This is a genomic window from Streptomyces sp. NPDC058291 (assembly GCF_042880855.1).
Classification (GTDB): Bacteria; Actinomycetota; Actinomycetes; order Streptomycetales; family Streptomycetaceae; genus Streptomyces.
Window position 1 is genome coordinate 112,136 of the sequence record NZ_JBHVYK010000009.1, and the last position, 22,684, is coordinate 134,819.

Annotated in this window: 21 protein-coding genes; 8 read left to right on the top strand and 13 right to left on the bottom strand. The window is 72.7% G+C overall.

Going from position 1 to position 22,684, the window contains the following annotated elements; genetic code table 11:
- Positions 1-55 precede the first annotated feature (55 nt).
- The 7 genes from ACFVYK_RS07080 to ACFVYK_RS07110 form a co-directional block, all read right to left on the bottom strand.
- Positions 56-1,522: an ATP-binding protein gene (locus tag ACFVYK_RS07080; RefSeq protein WP_389769587.1), complete on the bottom strand. Its 1,467-nt coding sequence runs from the start codon at positions 1,520-1,522 to the stop codon at positions 56-58.
- A gap of 11 nt (positions 1,523-1,533) precedes the next feature.
- Positions 1,534-2,253 carry a response regulator transcription factor gene (locus tag ACFVYK_RS07085; RefSeq protein WP_389769590.1) on the bottom strand — a complete coding sequence of 240 codons (720 nt, stop codon included), beginning with the start codon at positions 2,251-2,253 and terminating at the stop codon, positions 1,534-1,536.
- Positions 2,254-2,458: 205 nt separating this feature from the next.
- A complete protein-coding gene (locus tag ACFVYK_RS07090; protein WP_389769593.1) occupies positions 2,459-3,136 on the bottom strand; it encodes an FMN reductase in 678 nt (225 codons plus the stop codon).
- Positions 3,133-4,224 (bottom strand): LLM class flavin-dependent oxidoreductase, encoded by a 1,092-nt coding sequence (locus ACFVYK_RS07095; protein WP_389769595.1) that lies wholly within the window; start codon positions 4,222-4,224, stop codon positions 3,133-3,135. The genes ACFVYK_RS07090 and ACFVYK_RS07095 overlap by 4 nt, the downstream gene beginning before the upstream one ends.
- Positions 4,225-4,308: 84 nt before the next feature.
- Entirely contained in the window at positions 4,309-5,202 is an 894-nt protein-coding gene (locus ACFVYK_RS07100; protein ID WP_389769597.1) for a TIGR03943 family putative permease subunit, read from the bottom strand.
- Positions 5,199-6,224, bottom strand: a complete 1,026-nt coding sequence (locus ACFVYK_RS07105; RefSeq protein ID WP_389769599.1) for a permease — start codon at positions 6,222-6,224, stop codon at positions 5,199-5,201. Before ACFVYK_RS07105 ends, ACFVYK_RS07100 begins: the two co-directional genes overlap by 4 nt.
- A 6-nt stretch (positions 6,225-6,230) precedes the next feature.
- Positions 6,231-6,704, bottom strand: coding sequence for a MarR family winged helix-turn-helix transcriptional regulator (locus ACFVYK_RS07110; protein ID WP_389769601.1), 474 nt, complete (start codon positions 6,702-6,704; stop codon positions 6,231-6,233).
- A gap of 275 nt (positions 6,705-6,979) precedes the next feature.
- On the opposite strand from ACFVYK_RS07110, the gene ACFVYK_RS07115 reads away from it, so the two are divergent.
- On the top strand, positions 6,980-7,756 hold the full coding sequence (locus ACFVYK_RS07115; protein ID WP_389769604.1) for an SDR family NAD(P)-dependent oxidoreductase: 777 nt from the start codon (positions 6,980-6,982) through the stop codon (positions 7,754-7,756).
- A 12-nt stretch (positions 7,757-7,768) separates the two neighbouring features.
- On the opposite strand, the gene ACFVYK_RS07120 is transcribed toward ACFVYK_RS07115, so the two are convergent.
- On the bottom strand, positions 7,769-8,086 hold the full coding sequence (locus ACFVYK_RS07120; RefSeq protein WP_389769607.1) for a hypothetical protein: 318 nt from the start codon (positions 8,084-8,086) through the stop codon (positions 7,769-7,771).
- Positions 8,074-8,370, bottom strand: a complete 297-nt coding sequence (locus ACFVYK_RS07125) for a hypothetical protein (protein ID WP_389769610.1) — start codon at positions 8,368-8,370, stop codon at positions 8,074-8,076. The genes ACFVYK_RS07120 and ACFVYK_RS07125 overlap by 13 nt, the downstream gene beginning before the upstream one ends.
- A gap of 166 nt (positions 8,371-8,536) precedes the next feature.
- On the opposite strand from ACFVYK_RS07125, the gene ACFVYK_RS07130 reads away from it, so the two are divergent.
- Positions 8,537-9,793, top strand: coding sequence for a tyrosine-protein phosphatase (locus tag ACFVYK_RS07130; RefSeq protein ID WP_389769612.1), 1,257 nt, complete (start codon positions 8,537-8,539; stop codon positions 9,791-9,793).
- A gap of 40 nt (positions 9,794-9,833) precedes the next feature.
- On the opposite strand, the gene ACFVYK_RS07135 is transcribed toward ACFVYK_RS07130, so the two are convergent.
- Positions 9,834-11,027, bottom strand: a complete 1,194-nt coding sequence (locus ACFVYK_RS07135; RefSeq protein ID WP_389769615.1) for an RtcB family protein — start codon at positions 11,025-11,027, stop codon at positions 9,834-9,836.
- Between the two features lie 204 nt (positions 11,028-11,231).
- On the opposite strand from ACFVYK_RS07135, the gene ACFVYK_RS07140 reads away from it, so the two are divergent.
- The 3 genes from ACFVYK_RS07140 (at position 11,232) to ACFVYK_RS07150 (ending at position 14,653) form a co-directional block, all read left to right on the top strand.
- The gene (locus ACFVYK_RS07140; RefSeq protein WP_389769617.1) at positions 11,232-12,101 is read left to right on the top strand and encodes a DUF3558 domain-containing protein; all 870 of its coding nucleotides are present in this window, start codon (positions 11,232-11,234) and stop codon (positions 12,099-12,101) included.
- 118 nt (positions 12,102-12,219) lie between these two features.
- Positions 12,220-13,227, top strand: a complete 1,008-nt coding sequence (locus ACFVYK_RS07145) for a DUF3558 domain-containing protein (protein WP_389769620.1) — start codon at positions 12,220-12,222, stop codon at positions 13,225-13,227.
- Between the two features lie 76 nt (positions 13,228-13,303).
- A complete protein-coding gene (locus ACFVYK_RS07150) occupies positions 13,304-14,653 on the top strand; it encodes a DUF2637 domain-containing protein (RefSeq protein ID WP_389769623.1) in 1,350 nt (449 codons plus the stop codon).
- Positions 14,654-14,714: 61 nt separating this feature from the next.
- On the opposite strand, the gene lysS is transcribed toward ACFVYK_RS07150, so the two are convergent.
- The gene (lysS, locus tag ACFVYK_RS07155) at positions 14,715-16,487 is read right to left on the bottom strand and encodes a lysine--tRNA ligase (protein ID WP_389769625.1); all 1,773 of its coding nucleotides are present in this window, start codon (positions 16,485-16,487) and stop codon (positions 14,715-14,717) included.
- 134 nt (positions 16,488-16,621) lie between these two features.
- On the opposite strand from lysS, the gene argS reads away from it, so the two are divergent.
- Together argS and ACFVYK_RS07165 are read left to right on the top strand one after the other, a co-directional pair.
- Positions 16,622-18,388: an arginine--tRNA ligase gene (argS, locus tag ACFVYK_RS07160; protein WP_389769628.1), complete on the top strand. Its 1,767-nt coding sequence runs from the start codon at positions 16,622-16,624 to the stop codon at positions 18,386-18,388.
- 224 nt (positions 18,389-18,612) lie between these two features.
- Positions 18,613-19,398 (top strand): DUF4253 domain-containing protein, encoded by a 786-nt coding sequence (locus tag ACFVYK_RS07165; protein WP_389769631.1) that lies wholly within the window; start codon positions 18,613-18,615, stop codon positions 19,396-19,398.
- Between the two features lie 40 nt (positions 19,399-19,438).
- On the opposite strand, the gene ACFVYK_RS07170 is transcribed toward ACFVYK_RS07165, so the two are convergent.
- Positions 19,439-20,638: a PLP-dependent aminotransferase family protein gene (locus tag ACFVYK_RS07170; protein WP_389769633.1), complete on the bottom strand. Its 1,200-nt coding sequence runs from the start codon at positions 20,636-20,638 to the stop codon at positions 19,439-19,441.
- Between the two features lie 477 nt (positions 20,639-21,115).
- Between ACFVYK_RS07170 and ACFVYK_RS07175 the strand changes: the two genes are divergently transcribed.
- Positions 21,116-21,400 carry a hypothetical protein gene (locus ACFVYK_RS07175; protein WP_389769636.1) on the top strand — a complete coding sequence of 95 codons (285 nt, stop codon included), beginning with the start codon at positions 21,116-21,118 and terminating at the stop codon, positions 21,398-21,400.
- On the opposite strand, the gene hemB is transcribed toward ACFVYK_RS07175, so the two are convergent.
- Positions 21,346-22,356, bottom strand: a complete 1,011-nt coding sequence (gene hemB / locus ACFVYK_RS07180; RefSeq protein WP_389769639.1) for a porphobilinogen synthase — start codon at positions 22,354-22,356, stop codon at positions 21,346-21,348. The genes ACFVYK_RS07175 and hemB overlap by 55 nt on opposite strands.
- Between the last annotated feature and the right edge of the window lie 328 nt (positions 22,357-22,684).

Consider the following 22,684-nt stretch of genomic DNA (forward strand, 5'->3'; position numbering starts at 1 on the left):
CGCGACGGTCGTGGAGACCGGGTCAGGGGCAGGCGCGGCGGTCGTGGAGACCGGGTCAGGCGCGGCGGTCCCGGCGCGGGTACGGGTCCTCGTCCCGCGCCCGCTCCGGCAGACCGCCGCCGGCCGTGAAGCCGATCACCGTGCCGCCGCCCGCACGGCGGAAGGCGAACGGCGCTCCCCCGTGGGCCAGGGCCACCTCGCGGACGATCGACAGACCGAGGCCGGAGCCGGGCAGGGAGCGGGCGTCGGCGGCCCGGTAGAAGCGGTCGAAGACGCGGGACAGGTCGGCCTCGGCGATGCCGGGGCCACGGTCGCAGACCTCGACGCGGACGACCCCCGGCCGGGCGGCCCCGGTGACGGCGATCTCCACCGGAGCGCGGCCCTCACGGTCGAACTTGGTCGCGTTCTCCACCAGGTTGGACACGGCCCGCTGCAGCATCCCCGGCCGGCCGTGGACGGTGGTGTCGCCGCTCGCCCGGATCAGGACCTGCCGTCCGGTGCGCCGCCGGGCCAGGCCCGCGACCTCCTCCGCGACGTCGGCGAGGTCCAGGCGGCGCGGCGGCTCGGCGTCGGACTGACCGGCCGCGAGATCGACGAGCTCGTTGACCAGGTCGGTCAGCTCGCGGGCCTCCTGGGTCAGATCCGCCACCAGGTCGTCACGGGTGTCGGGCGGCAGCTCGTCGATGCGGCGCAGCAGCGAGATGTTCGTGCGCAGCGAGGTCAGCGGCGTGCGCAGTTCGTGCCCCGCGTCCTGGACGAGCCGCCGCTGGTCCTCCTCCGACTGGGCGAGCCTGCCCAGCATGCGGTCGAAGGCGCGGCCGAGGCGGCCCACCTCGTCGTGCCCGGTGACCGGCACCTGGACGCCCAGGCGGCGGGTGCGGGCGACGTCCTCGGCGGCCGTGGTGAGGATGACCAGGCGGTGGGTGATGCGCCGGGCCAGCCACCAGCCGAACAGCCCGGCGGCCGTCACGACGGCGATCATCAGGATCAGGGTGCGCTGCTGGAGCGCGCGCAGGAGGTCCTCGGTGTCGCTGAACTCCTGCGCCACCTGCACCGCGCCCCGGCCGCCGCCCAGGGAGACGGTCGCGATGCGGTAGACGTCGCTGCCGACGTCCACGTCCTTGTGGACGGCCATCTTCCCGGCCGTGGGGGCGGCCGCGATCGTGCGGTCGGCGGTCACGATCGGCAGTCCGGGGCTTCCGCCGTCCACGACCGCGCCGTCCGGCCCGAGGACCTGGACGTCCGTGCGGGCCGGCCGCACGATGTCATGGCCCGGCGCGGCCGAGGAGAAGTCCGCCGGCGCCATCCGGTGGTCGCTCACCTCGTCCCGCAGATCCTGCACGACCTCCTCGAACACCGACTCCTGGTCGACCCGCACCAGTCGGGCGGCCGCCGAGTACGACAGGACGCCGACGAGCACGGTGACGGCGGCGGTCACGGCCGCGAAGGACACCGCGAAGGTGGTGCGCAGCGACACCAGCTTCGGCCGCGGCCGGGACAGCAGCCGGCGCAGACGGCTCACGCCCGCGCCCCTCAGTCCTCCCGCAGCACGTAACCCACACCGCGCACGGTGTGGATCAGCTGCGGGGCTCCTGGCTGGTCGAGCTTGCGGCGCAGGTAGCCGACGTAGACGGCGAGGTTCTTGGAGCCGGGACCGAAGTCGTAGCCCCAGATGCGGTCGTAGATCGTGGAGTGGTCCAGGACGATCCCCGCGTTGCGCACCAGCAGTTCCAGCAGCTCGAACTCGGTCCGGGTCAGCTCCAGCTCGCGCGCGCCCCGCCACACCCGCCGCGCCTGCGGGTCCATCCGCAGCCCCGCCGCCTCGACGAACCGCTCGGGCGGCTGCCTGGAGGGCTCCGGCGGCACGGGGGGCGCCACGGCCTCGGCGCCGGTGCGGCGCAGCAGCGCCCGCAGCCGGGCGAAGACCTCCTCGACGTCGAACGGCTTGACGACGTAGTCGTCGGCGCCCGCGTCCAGCCCCGCGATCCGGTCGGCGGTCTCCACCAGTGCGGTCAACATCAGGATGGGGGTGCGGTCGCCCTCGGCGCGCAGCACCCGGCAGACCTGGAGGCCGTCGATCCCGGGCATCATCACGTCGAGGACGAGTACGTCCGGCGGGTTCTTGTGGGCCTGCGCCAGCGCCTCGATCCCGTCGGCGACCGCGGTGACCCGGTAGCCCTCCAGGGCCAGGGCGCGTTCCAGGGCGTGGCGGATGGCACGGTCGTCTTCGGCGAGCAGAACGGTGGGAGGCACCTGCCCAGTCTGCCAAGGCGACCGGCGGTCGGGCGGCGGGGGCGGTCCTACGATCACCCTTCTTACTCGGCTCTCACCGATCCGATGGACGCGCCCGGGGGCCACCGCCTCCGGGCCCGCCCCGCCCGGAAAGGGGCCTCGTCCCCGGACTCGCCCCGAGGGGGCGCCCCGGACGGGCCGCGCGCGCCCGTCCGGGGCGCGGAGGTCACCGTCCGGCCAGCGCCGCCAGCTGGTCGGCGAAGGGCACCACCGTGAACCCGCCCTGACCGGCCCTGCCGTCCTGGTCGCCCCTGTCATCCCTACCGGGCTGGTCGGCCCTGTCGCCCCTGTCGGCCTCGGCCCTCGCCGGTCCGGGCGGCGATGCGGGCGCGGCCAGGCCGGCCATCAGCGAGGCCAGCTCCCCCGCCGCCCGCTCGATCCGCTCGGGCAGGCCCTGTGCACCCCAGTCCTTTGAGGCCGCGTAGACGGCGGTCGGGACGACCACGGCGCGCAGGTAGGCGAACAGCGGCCGCAGGGCGTGTTCCAGGACGAGCGAGTGGCGTGCGCTGCCGCCGGTCGCGGCGATCAGCACCGGCTTGCCGGTCAGCGCCTCCTGGTCCAGGACGTCGAAGAACGACTTGAACAGACCACTGTAGGAGGCGGAGAACACCGGCGTCACGACGACCAGGCCGTCCGCGGCCGTCACCGCCTCCAGGGCGGCGGCGAGCCGCCCGCCGGCGAACCCGTTGGTGAAGTTGTGCGCGATCTCGACGGCGAGCTCGCGCAGTTCCACGACCTGGACGTCGACGGACGCGTGCCGCTCCACCGCCTGGGCCAGCCGGTCGGCCAGCAAGCGGGTCGAGGACGGGACGCTCAGCCCCGCCGAGACGACGACGAGCTTCATGCCAGGACCTCCTCGGCTTCCTTGCGGGCGAGCAGCGAGCGGTGGGTCGGCGCGTCCGGCACATCGGCCGGCCGTCCGACGGCGAACTCCTTGCGCAGCACGGGCACGACCTCCTCGCCGAGCAGGTCGAGCTGCTCCAGCACGGTCTTCAGCGGCAGCCCCGCGTGGTCCAGGAGGAACAGCTGGCGCTGGTAGTCGCCCGCGTACTCGCGGAACTTCAGCGTCTTCTCGATGACCTGCTCGGGCGTGCCGACGGTCAGCGGGGTCTGGTCGGTGAAGTCCTCCAGGGAGGGTCCGTGCCCGTAGACCGGCGCGTTGTCGAAGTACGGCCGGAACTCACGGACGGCGTCCTGCGAGTTCTTCCGCATGAAGACCTGGCCGCCGAGCCCGACGATCGCCTGCTCGGGCGTGCCGTGCCCGTAGTGCGCGTACCTGGCCCGGTACAGCTCGACCATCCGCCGCGTGTGGTCGGCGGGCCAGAAGATGTTGTTGTGGAAGAAGCCGTCGCCGTAGAACGCGGCCTGCTCGGCGATCTCGGGCGAGCGGATGGAGCCGTGCCAGACGAACGGCGGCACGTCGTCGAGCGGGCGGGGTGTGGCGGTGAAGCCCTGCAGGGCGGTGCGGAACTTGCCCTCCCAGTCCACCACGTCCTCCCGCCACAGCCTGCGCAGCAGGGCGTAGTTCTCGATGGCCAGGTTGACGCCCTCGCGGATGTCCTGCCCGAACCACGGGTAGACCGGCCCGGTGTTGCCGCGCCCCATCATGAGGTCCACGCGCCCGTCGGCCAGGTGCTGGAGCATCGCGAAGTCCTCCGCGATCTTCACCGGGTCGTTGGTGGTGATGAGGGTGGTGGAGGTGGAGAGGATCAGGTTCCGCGTCTGCGCGGCTATGTAGCCGAGCATCGTCGTCGGGGACGAGGGCACGAACGGCGGGTTGTGGTGCTCGCCGGTCGCGAAGACGTCCAGGCCGACCTCCTCGGCCTTCAGCGCGATGGCGACCATGGCCTTGATCCGCTCGCGCTCGGTCGGCGTACGGCCCGTCGTCGGGTCCGGCGTGACGTCGCCCACCGTGAAGATCCCGAACTGCATGGTCGCTCACCCTCCAAAGTTGTTGACGCTTCAACTATACCTCGGCAACGACCCCCTCACGGTTTCTATTCCGTCTCCCCGGACTCAGCCGAGCGGCACCGCGTCCATGTACGCGTTGGACGGTTTGCCCACCTTCGTCACGCTGCGCGCGTCCACCGCCACCGCCGCCGCCGACGTCCCCAGCGCCCCGCCCGCATGCCAGGTCCCCTCGACGGCCACCCAGGTGTCCGTCTTCGGCGCCGCCGTCCCGTACACCCGCACCTTCAGCGTGGTCGAGTCCGCCGCACAGCAGCTGATGACGATCCGGGTGAGATACCAGCCGCCCCCGTCGGCGGGCGTCACGAACCCGGTCATCCGGACCGTACGGCCCTTGATCGCCCGCGAACGGTCCTGCTGGACCCGCTGGGTGAACTCCGTGAGCGTGATCGGCAGCGGCGAGGTGGCCGGCAGCGGATCGAAGTCGTCCTCCTGCACCGCGACGGCCCTGGCCGGCTCCCGCGAGGCGGTGTACGAACCGAGGGCGGGCGGGGCGTAGAACAGCAGGCTCAGCACCGGCAGGAACAGCAGCCAGGCGACCCGCGGCACCCGGGAGTGGTCGTGCCCGTGGCCACCGTCGCCGTCGCCCTGGCCGTCGCCCTGGCCGTCGCCGTGGCCGTCGCCCTGGCCGTCGCCGTGGCCGTCGCCCTGGCCGTCGCCGTGGCTCTCACCGTCGCGGTCGCCGGCTTCATGAAGGTGACCGTGACCGTGACCGTGACCCTCGCCGTGGCGGTGGGCTTCACCGCGGCCCGGGTCGCCGCCCGGGCGGCGGGCGGGCCACGCCTCCGCCGCCCCAAGCCCGATCAGCAGCACCCCCGAGGCGATCAGCAGCGGCCGCATCCCCTGTTTCACGAACCGCAGGTACTCGTCCGTGTAGAGCGAGGTGTGCAGCAAGCCCAGCCCCGCGAGCAGCAACAGAGCCACCTGCGCGAACCGCCTCACAGCAGCACCCCTCCGACCACCGCGCTGCACACCACCGCGACCACCGCCGTGGCCGCCGAGAACCGCACCGCGAAGGCCCGCCCGAACGTCCCCGCCTGCAGGGCGATCAGCTTCAGGTCCACCATCGGCCCCACCACCATGAACGCCAGCCGCGCCACCGGCGAGAACCCGCTGAGCGACGCCGCCACGAACGCGTCCGCCTCGCTGCACACCGCCAGCACGATCGCGAGTGCCGCCAGGAACAGCACCGACAGCCACGGCGAGCCCGAGAACGCGTCCAGCACCGACCGCGGCACCGCCACGTTGAAGGTCGCCGCCGCCATCGCGCCCACCACCAGAAAGCCCCCGGCGTGCAGGAAGTCGTGCTGGAAACCGCGCCGGAACTCCGTCCGGCGACTGTGTCCCGGCCGGTGCCCGGAGTGCCGCACCGCCGGCCGCAGCCACTCCTCCCGGCCCAGCCACAGCCACAGCCAGCCCATCGCCGCCGCCGTCACCAGCGAGGCCGCCAGCCGGGCCAGCACCATCTCCGGGCTGCCGGGGAACGCCACCGCCGTCGCCGTCAGCACCACCGGGTTCACGGCGGGCGCGGAGAGCAGGAACGCGAACGCCGCGGCGGGAGTCACCCCCCGCCCGATCAGGCTGCTCGCCACCGGCACCGACGCGCACTCGCACCCGGGCAGTACCACCCCCGCCACCCCGGCCACCGGGACCGCCAGCGCCGCCCGCTTCGGCAGCAGCCGGCTGAACACGCTCGCCGGCACGAACGCGTTGATCGCCCCCGACAGGGCCGTCCCCAGCAGCAGGAACGGCAGCGCCTGCACGGTCACCGCCAGACACACCGTCCGCCACGCCTGTACCGCGGGCTCCTCCAGCGTCCGCCCGACGAGCACCAGCACCGCGCCCGGCGCCACCGCCGCGCCCAGCAGCATCAGCGGCCAGTGCCGCGGCAGTCCGCGCCCCGCGCCGGCGCCCCGCGCTCCCTCGGCCGCCACCGCGGACGGCCGTGTCTCCATCTCCTGCATCCGCCCCTAGACCCGGCCTTCCCGCAACCGCACGGCCTGCTCCGCGCCGAATTCCACCGTCCGCCGCATGTGCCGGACGATCACCGCGAGCTCGGCGTCCGCGAGATCCTCGAAGAGCGGCATCCAGTCGCCGCCCAGCCGCTCCCACATCCGCCGGAACTCCGCGGTCCGCTCCGGCACCGTCGCCACCAGCACCCGCCGCCGGTCCGCGGCGTCCCGCTCCCGGACCACATAGCCCGCCTTCTCCAGCCGGTCCACCAGCCGGGTCGCCGACCCGGTGGTCAGCCCCGTCAGCTCGGCGACCCGGCCCGTCGTCACCGGCTCGCGCTCCAGCACCAGCAGGTTCAGGCACTGCAGGTCCGTCGGGTGCAGCCCCAGACGGTCGGCGAGCGCCTGGTTGAACAGGGCGTAGGCGGCCATGTACCGGCGGGAGACGACGGACAGTTCCTCCAGCAGCCGCGACCGCACGTTCCCGGACATCGCACCCCTTAGCCGGCGCCTCCGTCGGCGCCGTCCGCGCATCGTACGACGCACCGGCGAGACGACGGTCGGAAAGAGGTGAGCGTCCCCGGTGTCCAGCACCAGCGCCTGCCGCCGGTCGTCGGACGGGTCGCGCCCCGCTCCCCCCGGCTCCCGGCTCCCGGCTCCCGGCTCCCGGCTCCCGGCTCCCGGCCGCAGGGTGAGACCACCGGTCGGCGCGCTGCCCCGCCCGCCTATCCTGACGGCACCGACCCGCCCCGCCCGAGGAGCAGCCCATGGCCACCGCCGCACCGTCCGCCGCCTCCCGCATCGCCGTCGTCACCGGTGCGAGCAGCGGGATCGGCGCCGCCACCGCCCGGCAGCTCGCCGCCGCCGGCTACCGGGTCGTCCTCACCGCCCGCCGCAAGGACCGCATCGAGGCCCTCGCCGAGGAGATCACGCAGGCGGGCGGCTCGGCGGCCGCGTACCAGCTGGACGTGACGGACCGGGCCGCGGTCGACGAGTTCGCGACGGCCTTCAAGACGATGGGCGTGCTGGTCAACAACGCCGGCGGCGCGCTCGGCGCCGACCCCGTCGCCACCGGGGACCCGGCCGACTGGCGCACCATGTACGAGACGAACGTCCTCGGCACCCTCAACGTCACCCAGGCCCTCCTGCCCAAGCTCGACGCGAGCGGCGACGGCGCCGTGGTCGTCGTCTCCTCCACCGCCGGCCACGGCACCTACGAGGGCGGCGCGGGCTACGTGGCCGCCAAGCACGGCGCGCACGTCCTGGCCGAGACGCTCCGGCTGGAGATCGTCGGCCGCCCCGTCCGCGTCATCGAGATCGCCCCCGGCATGGTCAAGACCGACGAGTTCGCGCTCACCCGCTTCGGCGGCGACGAGGACCGCGCGGCCAAGGTCTACGAGGGCGTCGCCGAACCGCTCACCGCCTCCGACGTGGCCGAGACGATCGTCTGGGCCGTCACCCGCCCCAGCCACGTCAACGTCGACCTCCTCGTCCTGCGCCCCCGCGCCCAGGCGTCGAACACCAAGGTCCACCGGGAACGGTGAGGCGCCGAACGCCTACGGCCCCTTGCAGCCCGGGTCGTCGACGACGACGGCGTTCGCCGGGATGATCACGATCTCGGTGTCGCCGCCGTCGTCCTTCTCCGCGTGGACGTCCCGGGTCGTCGCGTAGCCCCGCTTCCCCGCCCCGACGCACTTGGAGGCGAGGTTCCCGAAGCCGTCCGGGAAGTTGTAGACCTCCGCGGGGGCGTCGTCCCCCGACCTCCCCGCCACCGGGGCGTCGGCCTTCCCCCGCTCGTCGTAGTACTTCTGCGAACAGCCGCCGAGCAGCACGGCGAGGGAGAGCGCGACGCCGACGGCCGTCAGCCGCCGCACGACTTGTCCTCGACGATCTGCACGTTGGACGGGCCCGTCGCGTTGGTCGTCACATACGCCCGGAACCCGTGCCCGACGCACTTCGTGGCCAGATTCCCGAACCCGTCGGGCATGTTGAACACCTCGGCGGGCGTGTCGTCCCCCGCCTTCCCCTGCACGGGTGCGTCCCCCTTGCCCCGCTCGTCGTTGTACTCGTCGGAACAGCCGGCCAGCGCGCCGACGGCCAGCAGCACCAGCCCCGCGCCCCAGACAGCCGCACGTACCCCGCTACGCCCACGATCCATCGCAGAACCCCCGTGTCCCCGTGTTCCCGTGTTCCCGTGTTCCCGTGTCAACGCGTCCCGTCTTCGCAACGCCGTTCGAGCGAGCCCGGCCGCTCAGCTGAAGACAGCGCATCGGCCCGACCGGTTCCGCCCTCCACGGCCCCGCCCGGTCCTCTAAAGTCCTGCCGTGGACAGACACCCGCCGTTCGAGACCCTGCGCAACTTCCGTGACCTGGGCGGATACCCGACAGGATCCGGTCACCGGATCCGCCCGGGGCTGCTGTTCCGCGCGGACTCCCTCGGCAGGCTGAGGCCGGGCACCCCGGACTGGGACCGCTTCCTCTCCCTGGGCATCGGCACGGTCGTCGACCTGCGCCATCCCTGGGAGGCGGAGTCCGCGGGCCGGATCCCCCCGCACGACTCCTTCGCCTACCACAACCTCAGCATCGAGCACCGCCCCTACGACCAGGCGGCCGCCGGCCCGGACGTGCGGCCCGGCCCGTACCTCAGCGCCCGCTACCTGGAAGTGGCCGAGGACGGCACGAAGGAGATCGCGGCGGCGCTGCGCCTGGTGGCCGAGGCGGAGGAAGGCCTCGTCTTCCACTGCGCCTCCGGCAAGGACCGCACGGGCCAGCTCGCCGCCCTGGTCCTCGCCCTCCTCGGCGTCCCGGACGAGACGATCATCGAGGACTACACCCTGACCGAACTGGCGTCCCGGGCCCTGCTGGACGACTGGCGAGCCCGCAACGAGGGCCGCTCCCCGGTCTGGCCGGCCTTCGGCCGCGCCCCCGAGGCGGCGATGCGGCTGTTCCTTCAGGGCCTGCGCGCCCGCCACGGCTCCATCGAGAGATACGTGACGCACGCCCTGGGCCTGGACGCGCGGGAGGTGTCCGCCGCCCTCCGCGCCCGCCTCCTCGAACCCCTCCCCACCGCGTGGCCGGAACCGGTCTACCGCAGAGCCACCCCGCAGGACGCCCCGCTCCTGGTCCGCCTGCGCGACACGGCGGCCCTGTGGCAGCTGGCCCGGGGCATCGAGCAGTGGCGGCCCGGCGAGAAGGACGAGGCCCACTTCGTCGACCGCATGCGCGACGGAGAGGTCTGGCTGACGCACACGGGCACCGCCCTGACCGGCGCCTTCGAACTCTGGTGGGACGACCCGGCGGCCTGGGGCCCCCGCCCGCCGGACGCCGGCTACATCCACCGCCTCATGACGACCCCGCACACCGCCCCGCCCGGCACCGGCCGCAAGCTGCTGGCCCGGGCGGAAGCCCGGATCGCCGCGACCGGCCGCCCCTACGCCCGCCTGGACTGTCTCTCCACCAACCCCCGCCTGCGCGCCTACTACGAAACGGCCGGCTACACGGTCGTGGGCGAACAGCGCGCCAAACAGGGAGGCCCCGGCAGCCCGTACGCGGTGACCCTGCTGGAGAAACGGCTCGGCTGAACCCCGGGCGGGCCCCCGGTCATCTCCGCGGGCCCGCCCGTCAGCCCTTCACGCACACGAACTGCTTGAGCTTCGCGACGACCTCCACCAGGTCCCGCTGCCGGTCGATGACCTGCTCGATCGGCTTGTAGGCGCCCGGGATCTCGTCCACGACGCCGGAGTCCTTACGGCACTCCACGCCCCGCGTCTGCTCCTCCAGGTCCTTCGTCGAGAAGCGACGCTTGGCGGCACTGCGGCTCATGCGCCGACCCGCGCCGTGCGACGCCGAGTTGAAGGCCTTCGCGTTGCCGAGACCCTTGACGATGTACGAGCCCGTGCCCATCGACCCCGGGATGATGCCGTACTCGCCGGAGCCCGCGCGGATCGCTCCCTTGCGGGTCACGAGCAGGTCCATCCCCTCGTAGCGCTCCTCGGCCACGTAGTTGTGGTGCGCGCTGATCTCCTGCTCGAAGGACGGCTTCGCCTTCCTGAACTCCTTGCGGACCACGTCCTTCAGGAGCGCCATCATCAGGGTGCGGTTGTACTTCGCGTACTCCTGCGCCCAGAACAGGTCGTTGCGGTAGGCCGCCATCTGCGGGGTGTCCGCGACGAAGACGGCGAGGTCACGGTCGACCAGCCCCTGGTTGTGCGGCAGTTTCTGCGCCACCCCGATGTGGAATTCGGCGAGTTCCTTGCCGATGTTCCGGGACCCGGAATGGAGCATCAGCCAGACGGCGTCGGTCGTGTCCGTGCACAGCTCGACGAAGTGGTTGCCCCCGCCGAGTGTTCCCATCTGCCTCGCGGCGCGCTCCGCACGGAATCTGACCGCTTCGGCGACCCCGTCGAACCGCCCCCAGAAGTCGTCCCAGCCCCCGGTGGCCAGCCCGTGGAAGCGGCCCGGTTCGACGGGGGCGTCGTGCATGCCCCGTCCCACCGGAATCGCCTGCTCGATCTTCGAGCGCAGCCGGGACAGGTCGCCGGGCAGGTCGTTCGCCGTCAGCGACGTCTTCACCGCCGACATCCCGCACCCGATGTCGACGCCCACCGCCGCGGGACACACCGCCCCCTGCATGGCGATGACCGAGCCGACGGTCGCGCCCTTGCCGTAGTGGACGTCCGGCATGACCGCCAGACCCTTGATCCACGGCAGGGTGGCGACGTTGCGCAGCTGCTGCAGCGCCCCCTCCTCGACCGACGCCGGGTCGGCCCACATACGGATGGGCACCTTCGCACCCGGCATCTCCACGTACGGCATAACGCCCTCATTCCCCCGGAACCGATACAGAAGTCTCAAGTCGCAAAACCGGTGCCAAGGTCATCGAAAAAGGACGACGGACCGGCATCCACGGTGTCGCGTGCGATACACATTGTCTGCAGGGGCCGCCCCCGTCCGGCAAGCGATTAACCAGCGCGGACACCGGCCCGAAGATCCTGAAGTGACCGTCGAGAGGAGCCGACCGTGCAGCGGAAGGCGTACGTACCCGGCGTCGTGGCGCTCCTCGCGGCCCTGCTGGCCGGCTGCACCGGCGGTTCGGACGACGGCGGTTCGACGGACGACTCCCATCCGGGCAAGGCCGGCACGGCTTCCGCGGCCGCGCAGCCCGGCCGGTACACCACGCTGCCGGAGGCGTGCGGCGTGGTCGGCCGGTCGACGCTCGACTCGCTGCTCCCCGGCGTCAGGCAACTCCCCGACGACACGCAGCGCGAGGCGGCCTACGCGGGCGAGGCGACGCTGACGTACGACACCGACCGCAAGGTGGGCTGCCGTTGGAAGGTGGAGGCGGCGGACGCCACCGACCATCTGCTCGTCGACTTCGAGCGGGTCGTCTCCTACGACAACGCGGTGAGCGACGACTCCCAGGCGGAGGCGCTGTTCGCCAGGAAGGTGACGGCGGCCGACCTCCCGGCGCCGGTCGCGACCGCGTCCGCGACGGCGACCGGATCGCCCACGGGATCGGCGGCTGCGCCCACGGGCGCGAGCCCCTCGTCCTCGGCGTCGGGTTCCCTCACCCCGTCGTCCTCTTCCTCTTCCTCTCCTCCTTCGGCCTCCGCGTCCGCCTCGGCCTCGTCCACCGCGACGCCGGCCGATCTGCAGCCGCGGCTGCTGGACGATCTGGGCGACGAGGCGTTCCTCGACGACGCGCTCGCCAGTTCCGGTTCGACGGCCGAGCAGCGGACGGTGACTGTGGCGTTCCGCACGTCCAACGTCATCGTGACGATCGAGTACGAGGAGCAGCCGGCGACCGTCGGTGTCACGCCGGACAGCGAGGAGATGCAGGACAAGGCCCGGAAACTGGCCGTGCAACTCGTCGACTCCCTGTCCGGCTGAGGCCACTTCGACCTCGTCGGCGCCCGGTCCGCCAAGGCTTCGAAGCGGAACCGCACAGCTTCCCCACCGCGTACCGTGGCCCCTCGGACCCGATCCGACCGCAGGAACCACGAGCGTCATGAGTGAAGGAACCATGCAGCGACGAGCCCAGCGAGACGGCCAGTTCAACCAGCGTGAGCAGCGTGACGAGCGAGCGAGGCGTGCCGGAGGTCTGAATCGCCTCCTCGCCGCGGCGGTCGCCGTTCCGGTGATGCTGATCGCCGCGGGCTGCTCCTCGGACTCCGGCTCGGACTCCGGCTCCGGCGACAAGGCGCAGGACACGAGCGCCACCGGCGGCTCGGGCACGGACTCGGCGGCGAGCGCCGCGCCGACGGTGCGGGCGGCGGCGTACAAGACGCTGCCCCAGGCGTGTGCGGTGCTCTCGAAGAAGACGCTGACCGAGCTGGTGCCGAAGGGCGCGGCCGCCGGCAAGGAGGGCACGTCCAGCGACACGGGCGAGCGGACGAGCTGCTCGTGGTCGAGCCTGGCCAACAACGGCGTGAAGGGCTCGCAGTTCCGCTGGCTGAACGTGTCGTTGCTGCGTTTCGAGTCGGACGCGACGACCGGCGACGGCGAGTCGCAGGCCAAGACGTTCTACACGAAGCAGGTCAAGGACGCCCAGGCGGTGGCGGGCGCGAAGAACACGAAGGCGACGCCGGCCCCGGGGACGGGCGACGAGGCGACGTTGGTCCGGTACGACCTGAAGAAGTCGGAAGGCGCTTTCCGGCAGCAGACGGTGGTGGCGCGGGTGGAGAACGTCGTCGTCACGCTGGACTACAACGGGGCCGGTCTGGCGGGCGACAAGACGCCCACCGCGGACGCTCTGACGGCGTCCGCGGAGAAGGCGGCCAAGGAGGCGGTGGCCGCCGTGCGGTCGGCCAACGGTGCGGGCGGCGGCGGGAGTTCGGACTCGTCGGGGTCCGGGTCCGGCTCGGCTCCCTCGAAGTCGCCCTCGTCGTCGGCGAAGGCGACGCCTTCCGCGTCGTCGTCGGCGGCCCCGTCGAAGGGCTCGTCGGCGGCCCCGTCGGCGTCGGCGTCCAAGGCGGCCGTGGCGGCTCCGAAGGCGTCCGCGTCCGCGAAGAGCTGACGGTCCGGCAACGCGTGCGCCGCACACATGTGCCACCCTGTTGCGCGCAAGAACACGCAAGGGGAGGGGAGTGCGGGTGGCCGCGCCAATACAGCTGACCCGGATGCACCGCGTTCTCATCGGCGTGGTCGTGACCGGCGCCGTGATCATCGCCGGCATCGGCTTCGCCGGTTCGTACGCGGCCGTCCGGGAACTGGCCATCGAGAAGGGCTTCGGGAACTTCTCCTATGTGTTCCCGATCGGCATCGACGCGGGCATCTGCGTCCTGCTGGCCCTGGATCTGCTGCTGACGTGGATCCGCATCCCCTTCCCGCTGCTGCGGCAGACGGCGTGGCTGCTGACGGCCGCGACGATCGCCTTCAACGGCGCGGCGGCCTGGCCGGATCCGCTGGGCACGGGCATGCACGCGGTGATCCCGATCCTGTTCGTGGTGTCCGTCGAGGCCGCCCGGCACGCGATCGGCCGGATCGCGGACATCACGGCGGACAAGCACATGGAGGGCGTGCGCATCACGCGCTGGCTGCTCTCCCCGGTGCCCACGTTCCTGCTGTGGCGCCGGATGAAGCTGTGGGAGCTGCGCTCCTACGACCAGGTGATCAAGCTGGAGCAGGAACGTCTCGTCTACCGGGCGAGGCTGCGGTCCCGCTTCGGCCGGGCCTGGCGTCGCAAGGCTCCGGTGGAGTCGCTGATGCCGCTGCGGCTGGCGCGTTACGGCGTCCCGCTGGCGGAGACGGCCCCGGCGGGCCTGGCGGCGGCGGGCATAGAACCGGCCGTGCTGCCCCCGGCGCCGTCGCCGTCACCGCCGCAGGAACGGTCCCGGGGGAACGCCCTCGCGCCGCAGCAGGAGTACCAGGAGCTGGCGGCGGCGCCCACGCGCCCGCAACAGCAACAGCAGCCGGGGCAGGCCGGGCAGCAGGGACGGCAGGATCAGCAGGATCAGCGCCGGCCGGGGCCCCGGGCGGCGCAGGAGCCGCCCGCGCCGCCCGAGGACGACCAGAACCCCTGGTTCCAGGCCCCGCACGAAGTCCAGTACCAGGGCGGCTACGACCCCACCTACGACCCCTCGGAGCAGTACGCCCAGTGGTACGAGGAGCAGCAGCAGGCCGAGCAGTACGCGGACCAGTACCAGGAGGAGCCCCCGGCGCAGGAGCCCTCGCCGGAGGAGACCGGTTCGTTCCCCATCCCGGTGGTGCCGGGCCGCAGCCGTGAGCTGGGCGAGGGCGGCGGCAGCCCCGAGCCGACCGAGGACGACTACTACCTGGTCTTCAAGAAGTCGATCGACGGCAGCTACCCCACCTCGGGCCAGCTGCGCAACGACGTGGAGGCGACGTACGGCGTGATGCTCCCGCAGCGCGAAGCCGACCGCATGGTCAACCGCTTCACCAACCGCCACACGGCGGAACTCCAGGACGACCACATCGCGTAGCCGGATCCGCTCATGCGAAGGGCCCTCGTACCCGTCGGTACGAGGGCCCTTCGCCTGCGTGCTACTCCCCGAGCAGGGCCCGCACCCGGTCCTGGCCCACCGCGAGCAGCAGCGTGGGCAGGCGCGGGCCGGTGTCACGGCCGACGAGCAGGTGGTAGAGCAGCGCGAAGAACGTCCGCTGGGCGGTCTTGATCTCCGGCGGCAGCTCCTTGGGCGTGGCGTCGGCGGAGAACCCCGCCTGCACCTTCGGGACGCCGTAGACCAGGTGCGTCAGCCCGTCGAGCGACCAGTGCTCGGCGAGTCCGTCGAGCAGCAGCCGCAGGGACTGCAAGGAGGCCTCGTCGAGGGACTTCAGCAGCTCGGCGTCCGGCTCCTCGCGCACGACGGTGCGCTGGTCGGCGGGGACGTGGTGGTTGATCCAGGCCTCGGCCTTGTCGTACCGGGGCCGGGCCTCGTCCAGTGTCGTGATCGGGTTCTCGGGGTCGAGCTCGCTGAGGATCCGCAGCGCCTGCCGCTCCTCACCGGCGGTGATGTCGGCGACGGAGGCGAGGGTGCGGTAGGGCAGCGGCCGCCGTGTGCGCGGCAGCTCGCCGCCGGCCGTGCCCACCGCGCGGGAGTGCGCGGCGACGTCGGCCGGGAGCGCCGAGCCTCCCCCAGAGCCGAAAGCCTGGGAGGTGCCCCCAGCGACCTTGGCTTCCAGCTTGTCCCACTCGTCGTAGAGCCGCTGGATCTCCTGGTCGAACGCGATCTTGAAGGACTGGTTGGGGCGGCGGCGGGCGTAGAGCCAGCGCAGGATCTGCGGCTCCATGATCTTCAGCGCGTCGCCCGGGGTGGGCACCCCGCCCTTGGACGACGACATCTTGGCCATGCCGCTGATGCCGACGAAGGCGTACATCGGCCCGATGGGCTGCTCGCCGCCGAAGATGCCGACGATCTGGCCGCCGACCTGGAAGCTGGACCCGGGGGACGAGTGGTCGACGCCGGACGGCTCGAAGACGACGCCCTCGAACGCCCAGCGCATCGGCCAGTCGACCTTCCAGACCAGCTTGCCGCGGTTGAACTCGTTCAGCCGGACGGTCTCGGCGAAGCCGCAGGCGGTGCAGGTGTAGGACAGCTCGGTGGTGTCGTCGACGTACGAGGTGACCGTGGTGAGGTCCTTCTCGCAGTTGCCGCAGTAGGGCTTGTACGGGAAGTAGCCGGCGGTGCCGGACGAGCCGTCGTCCTCGGCGGCCGCGCCCGAGCCCTCGGCGGCCTCCAGCTCGGCCTCGTCGAGGGGCTTCTGCTGCTGCTTCTTCGCCGGGTCCTTCTTGGTGCGGTACTGGTCGAGGATCGCGTCGATGTCCGCGCGGCGCCTGACGGCGTGCAGGATCTGCTCGCGGTAGACGCCGGAGGTGTACTGCGCGGTCTGGCTGATGCCGTCGAACTCCACGCCCAGCTCGGCCAGCGACTCGGTCATCGCGGCCTTGAAGTGCTCGGCCCAGTTCGGGTACGGCGAGCCCTGCGGGGCCGGGACGGACGTCAGCGGCTTGCCGATGTGCTCGGCCCAGGACTCGTCGACGCCCGGCACGCCGGCCGGCACCTTGCGGTAGCGGTCGTAGTCGTCCCACGAGATCAGGTGGCGGACCTGGCGGCCGCGGCGGCGGATCTCGTCGGCGACGAAATGCGGGGTCATGACCTCGCGCAGGTTGCCGAGGTGGATGGGGCCGGAAGGGGAGAGTCCGGACGCGACGACCACAGGTTTGCCCGGGGCCCGACGCTCCGACTCCTCGATGACCTCATCCGCGAAACGGGAGACCCAGTCGGTGGTCTCGGCGCTCTGAGCCACGATCGGCACGTCCTCTTGGTTCTGGAGCCTTTGATGGGAGCCTCCATACTCCCAGACCACCCCGCGCCGGAGAAAACCGCTTTACCCCCCATGGGATACTGGGCGTGCCCATCCCACCCACGAGGAGAACGGCACCCACTCCTATGGCCCCGGTCACGTCCCTCAGTCACTCCGTCGAGCAGCACCTGTCGTCCGCCATCTCCGCCACCCTGCCGGAGGCCTCCGCGGACCCGCTGCTGCGACGAAGCGACCGGGCCGACTTCCAGGCCAACGGCATCCTCGCGCTGGCCAAGAAGGCGAAGGCGAACCCGCGCGAGCTGGCGGCGCAGGTCGTGGCGAACGTGGTGACCGGCGACGTGATCGAGGAGATCGAGGTCTCGGGCCCCGGCTTCCTGAACGTCACGCTCACCGACAGGGCGATCACCGAGAACCTGGCCGCGCGGTACGCGGACCCGGAGCGCCTCGGCGTCCCCCGCTCCCCGCAGCCGGGCACGACGGTCGTCGACTACGCCCAGCCGAACGTGGCGAAGGAGATGCACGTCGGCCATCTGCGGTCGGCGGTCATCGGCGACGCGACGGTGCAGATCCTGGAGTTCACCGGCGAGAGCGTGGTGCGCCGCCACCACATCGGCGACTGGGGCACCCAGTTCGGCATGCTCATCCAGTACCTGGACGAGCACCCGCACGAGCTGGACCACAAGGACACGCAGGTGAGCGGCGAGGAGGCGATGTCCAACCTGGACCGCCTCTACAAGGCCGCGCGCAAGCTGTTCGACGCGGACGAGGAGTTCAAGACCCGGGCCCGGCGCAGGGTCGTCGACCTCCAGGCGGGCGAACCGCGCACGCTCGCCGCCTGGCAGAAGTTCGTCGACGAGTCGAAGATCTACTTCTTCTCCGTCTTCGAGAAGCTGGACATGGAGATCCGGGACGCGGACATCGTCGGCGAGTCGGGTTACAACGACATGCTGGCGGAGACCTGCCGGCTGCTGGAGGATTCGGGCGTGGCGGTCCGCTCGGAGGGCGCGCTGTGCGTGTTCTTCGACGACGTCAAGGGCCCGGACGGCAACCCGGTCCCGCTGATCGTGCAGAAGTCCGACGGCGGCTACGGTTACGCGGCGACGGACCTGTCGGCGATCCGCGACCGCGTCTTCGGCCTCAAGGCGGACACGCTCCTCTATGTCGTCGACGCCCGGCAGTCGCTGCACTTCAAGATGGTCTTCGAGGCGGCGCGGCGGGCCGGCTGGCTGAACGACGAGGTGAAGGCGCGCCAGCTCGCCTTCGGCACGGTCCTCGGCAAGGACGGCAAGCCGTTCAAGACGCGTGAGGGCGAGACCGTCAAGCTCGTCGACCTCCTCGACGAGGCGGTGGACCGGGCGACGGCCGTGGTCCGGGACAAGGCGGAGAAAGTCGGCCTGTCCGAGCAGGAGATCGAGGAGAACGGCAGGTACGTGGGCATCGGCGCGGTGAAGTACGCCGACCTGTCGACGTCCGCGGTCCGGGACTACAAGTTCGACCTGGACCAGATGGTGTCGCTGAACGGCGACACCTCCGTGTACCTGCAGTACGCGTACGCCCGCATCCAGTCGATCCTGCGCAAGGCCGGCGAGGCCCGTCCGGTCGCCCGTCCGGAACTGGGACTGGCCCCGGCGGAGCGGGCGTTGGGCCTGCACCTGGACCAGTTCGGCGAGACGGTGGCGGAGGCGGCCGCGGAGTACGCCCCGCACAAGCTGGCGGCCTACCTGTACCAGCTGGCCTCGCACCTGACGACGTTCTACGACCAGTGTCACGTGCTGTCGCCCGACAACGCGCCCGAGGTCGTGGAGAACCGGCTCTTCCTGGTCGACCTCACGGCCCGGACGCTGCAGCGGGGCATGGGGCTGCTGGGCATCAGGACGCCCGAGCGGCTCTGAGCACCCGAGGACGAGTCGCCGGGTGACGCCCTGGTCGGACTCCTGGTCGTCGGCGCGCTCGGGGTGCTCGTCCCGGCCACGGTCGTCCCGCCGGCGATCGGCGCGGGCATCCGGCTGACGCACCGCCTGTGGGCGCGAAGGGCTGCCGAACCGCCCAAGCCGCCGATATCCGGGCCCGCTTGGGCGGCGACCCGATGTCAGTGCCGGCCCGTACAGTCACCGGCATGGCGACTCTTCCCAACCCGCTGCCCAAACTCGCGTCCGACCCGAGCGGGCGCTCCCTCGGGCTGCAACTGCCGCCCGGGCGGCTGATCGACGCGACCGTCGACGGGCCGTGGCACGAGCCGTTCCTCTGGCATGCGGCCCGGCCGGCCGCGCCGGGCAACTGGAGTGCGCTCGGCAGTCCTTCGGCGCGCGCGGGCCTCCTGCCCGTGCTCGTCGACCTGGGCGGCGCGCACGGCGGCCCGGAGAACTGGGAGTCGATGCCCGAGGCGATGTCGTACCCGGGCGACCACGACGCCGAGGACGTGCTCGCGGAATACTGGGAGGAGTGCGCCGCCGAGGGCGAGGAGTGGCCCGGCCCGGCCGACGCGCTCACCCTCGCCTCCGATCCCGACGTGCGCGCCGCCCGGGTCGCCGACTCCCTGACCGGCGAAGGCGGTTCCCCGTTCGCCGCTCCGCACCTCGCCCTGGTCCCGGCGCGCCGCAGCGCGGACATCCCCGCCGCCGTCGGCTGGACGGGCCCGGCCGGCCACGAGAGCGACACCGCCCGCCTGTGCGCGGTGCTGCGCTCCTGGGAGGACCGCTTCGGCATACGGGTCGTCGGGCTCGGCTACGACGTGCTCGTGGTCTCCGTCGCCGCTCCGCCCGCCACGCTCGCCGAGGCGACCGCCGTGGCAGCCGAGCACTTCGCGTTCTGCCCGGACGCCGTCCTGCGGGTCGGGGACGACCTCGCCTCCCACGCCGAGCGGATCGTCGGCGAGCACAGCTGGTCCTTCTGCTGGGACTGACCGGGTCCCGCGCCTCGCGCCGGGAAGGTCCCGTCCCGGATCACCCCTTGAGCCCACGCCCCAGGCGGCGCAGCCCCTCCGCGATCTCCCGCGGCGACTGCGTCACGAAGCAGAGCCGCAGCGTCGAGCGGTCGGGCTCGCCCGCGTAGAAGGGCGCGCCGGGAACGTACGCCACGTCCTCGGCGACGACCCGCGGGAGAAGGGTCGTGGCGTCGTACTCCTCGGGGAGGCGGGCCCAGAGGAACATGCCGCCCTCGGGCCGGTTCCACACCGACCCGTCCGGCAGCGCCTCGCCCAGTCCGGCCAGCATGGCGTCCCGTCGCTCCCGGTAGACGGCCGCCACCCGCGTCACATGCGCGTCGAGGTCCTCCACGGCGAGGTAGCGGGCGGCGGCGAGCTGGTTGACGGTCGGCGTGTGCAGGTCGGCGGCCTGCTTGGCGACCGCGCAGGCCCGCCGCAGGGAGGCGGGAGCCCGCAGCCAGCCCAGCCGGATACCGGGGGCCATGACCTTGGAGAAGGAGCCGAGCAGCACCGTGCGGTCCCGGGCGTCGGGGTGAGCGGCGATCCAGGGGACGCGTGGGCCCTCGTAACGGAGTTCGCCGTACGGGTCGTCCTCGACGATCCACAGGCCGTGGCGTGCCGCGACGGCGGCGACGGCGGCGCGGCGCTCGGCGGGGACGGTGCGGCCGGTCGGGTTCTGGAAGGTGGGGACGGTGTAGAGGAGCTTGGGCCGCTCACGCACCACCAGGTCGGCGAGCGCCTCGGGGTCCGGGCCGTCCGCGTCGCCGGGGACGGCGAGGATCCTCGCCCCCGCCAGGCCGAAGACCTGCAGGGCCGCCAGGTAACAGGGCGCTTCGACGAGGACGGTGTCGCCGGGGTCGAGGAGAGCGGTCGCGAGCAGGGACAGCGCCTGCTGGGAACCCGTGGTGACGAGGAGGTCGTCGGCGGTCGTGGGCAGTCCGCGGACTGTCGTGCGCGCGGCCAGCCGCTCCCGCAGACCCGGCTCGCCCTCGGTCGTGGAGTACTGCAGGGCCCGGGCCGGGGTCTCCTCCAGCACGTGGCGGAACGCGGCGGCGACTCCCTCGCAGTCGAACAGCTCGGGTGCGGGCAGCCCGCCCGCGAAGTTGATCACCTCGGGGCGGGCGGTGACGGCGAGGATGTCCCGCACCGGCGAACCGCCGACCGACCGGGCGCGGGCGGCGAGCGGCGGAGGCACGGACACCGGCGCCGCTGCGGACACGGGCGCCGATGCGGACGCCGACCCGGACACGGGTCCGGCGTTGGGCGCGGATGCGGGCGCGGCTGCGGACTCGGGCACGGATGCGGACCCCGGCGCGGACACGGATCCGGCGCTGGGCGCGGATCCGGACGCCGGCCCGGACACAGGTCCGGCGCTGGGCGGCGATGCGGACTCCGGCCCGGACACGGGTCCTGCGCTGGGCGCGGATCCGGACGCGGGCGTGGATGCGGATGCGGGCGTGGATGCGGGCGTCATGACGGCACCCTAGGGACATGGATGGCGTCTACACCTGCCTTTTCGGCATGCGGACCGCGCCCCGAGGCCGGCTCTCCGAGCGGTCGGACGTCTCCCACGGCGTCCCGCACCGCATCCCACGAGGACACCGTCCGCGCAGGTCAGCGGCCGTGGGTTGAGACCGGCGTCCCGACTTGCCCGGGAGAGGTGGAAGGACGGCGGCCCACGACACAGGCTGGCCCCATGCCCACGCGCCCCGCTCCCCCCACCCGCCGCCCCGCCCGCCGCGGCGTCCGGCGTCGGGCCCGCCCACTCGCGTGCGCCGCGCTGACCCTCGTCGCGGCGCTCGCCCTCACCGCGTGCCACGACGGCCAGGGCCTGCGCGACGAGGGGCCGTCAGGTGCGGGCGTCCCGACCGGCGCCGCAGCGGGTGCCGCCGCGGTCTCCGCCACGGAGCAGCCGGCCGGGACCCGTCAGCCGGACCCGGTCGGCTGGCGCAGCTTCAGGGCCGCCTCGGTGGCCCAGTAGGTGAGGATGTTCCGGGCCCCGGCCCGCTTGATGCCGGTCAGCGCCTCGAAGATCGCCCGGTCGCGGTCGATCCAGCCGCGCTCGGCCGCGGCCTCGATCATGGAGTACTCGCCGGAGATCTGGTACGCGGCGACCGGCACGTCCACGGCGTCGGCGACCCTGGCCAGGATGTCGAGGTAGGGGCCGGCCGGCTTGACCATGACCATGTCCGCGCCCTCCTCCAGGTCGAGCGCGAGCTCGCGCATCGAATCGCGGAGGTTGGCCGGGTCCTGCTGGTACGTCTTGCGGTCGCCCTTCAGCGAGGACCCGACGGCCTCCCGGAAGGGCCCGTAGAACGCGGACGCGTACTTGACGGTGTACGCGAGGATCGACACGTCCTCGCGCCCGATCTGGTCGAGCGCGTCGCGGACGACCCCGATCTGCCCGTCCATCATCCCGCTGGGGCCCACCACATGGGCCCCGGCGTCGGCCTGCACCTGGGCCATCTCCGCGTACCGCTCCAGGGTGGCGTCGTTGTCGACGCGCCCCTCCCCGTCCAGGACGCCGCAGTGCCCGTGATCGGTGACCTCGTCCAGACACAGGTCGGACATGACGAGGAGGTCGTCCCCGACCTCGGCGCGGACGTCCCGGAGGGCGACCTGCAGGATCCCGTCCGGGTCGGTGCCCGGCGTCCCGAACGCGTCCTTCTTGGACTCCTCGGGCACCCCGAACAGCATGATCCCGGAGATCCCGGCCTCGACGGCCTCCAGCGCGGCCTTCTTCAGACTGTCCCGCGTGTGCTGCACGACACCGGGCATGGCCTGGATCGGCACCGGCTCGCTCACGCCCTCCCGCACGAACGCGGGGAGGATGAAGTCAGCCGGATGCAACCGGGTCTCGGCGACCATGCGCCGCATGACAGGGGTGGTGCGCAGCCGCCGAGGACGCGTACCGGGAAAGGATCCGTACTTCGACATGGCTCCTACGCTACGCCCGCCCCGCCGACCCCTTTGCCGACGCCCCGTCGGCCCCTGGCGGCCCCCGCCGGACTCCGCGCCCGCGCGAACCGGAGCCGGAACGGGCGCCCACGGGGGCGCGGCGGGTGTCCCGGCAGACGCGGCCGAGCACCGCGGACCGCGAGAGCCCCCGAGCGGCCGAGCACCGCGGACCGCGAGAGCCCCTGAGCGGCCGAGCGCTCCCGCTCACGCCGCCGCGCGCGTCCCGACGCCGACCGTGACGGGGCAATAAGCACCGGCACCGGCACCGGCACCGGCACCCGCGAACACAGGAGGCCCCGGACCCGTT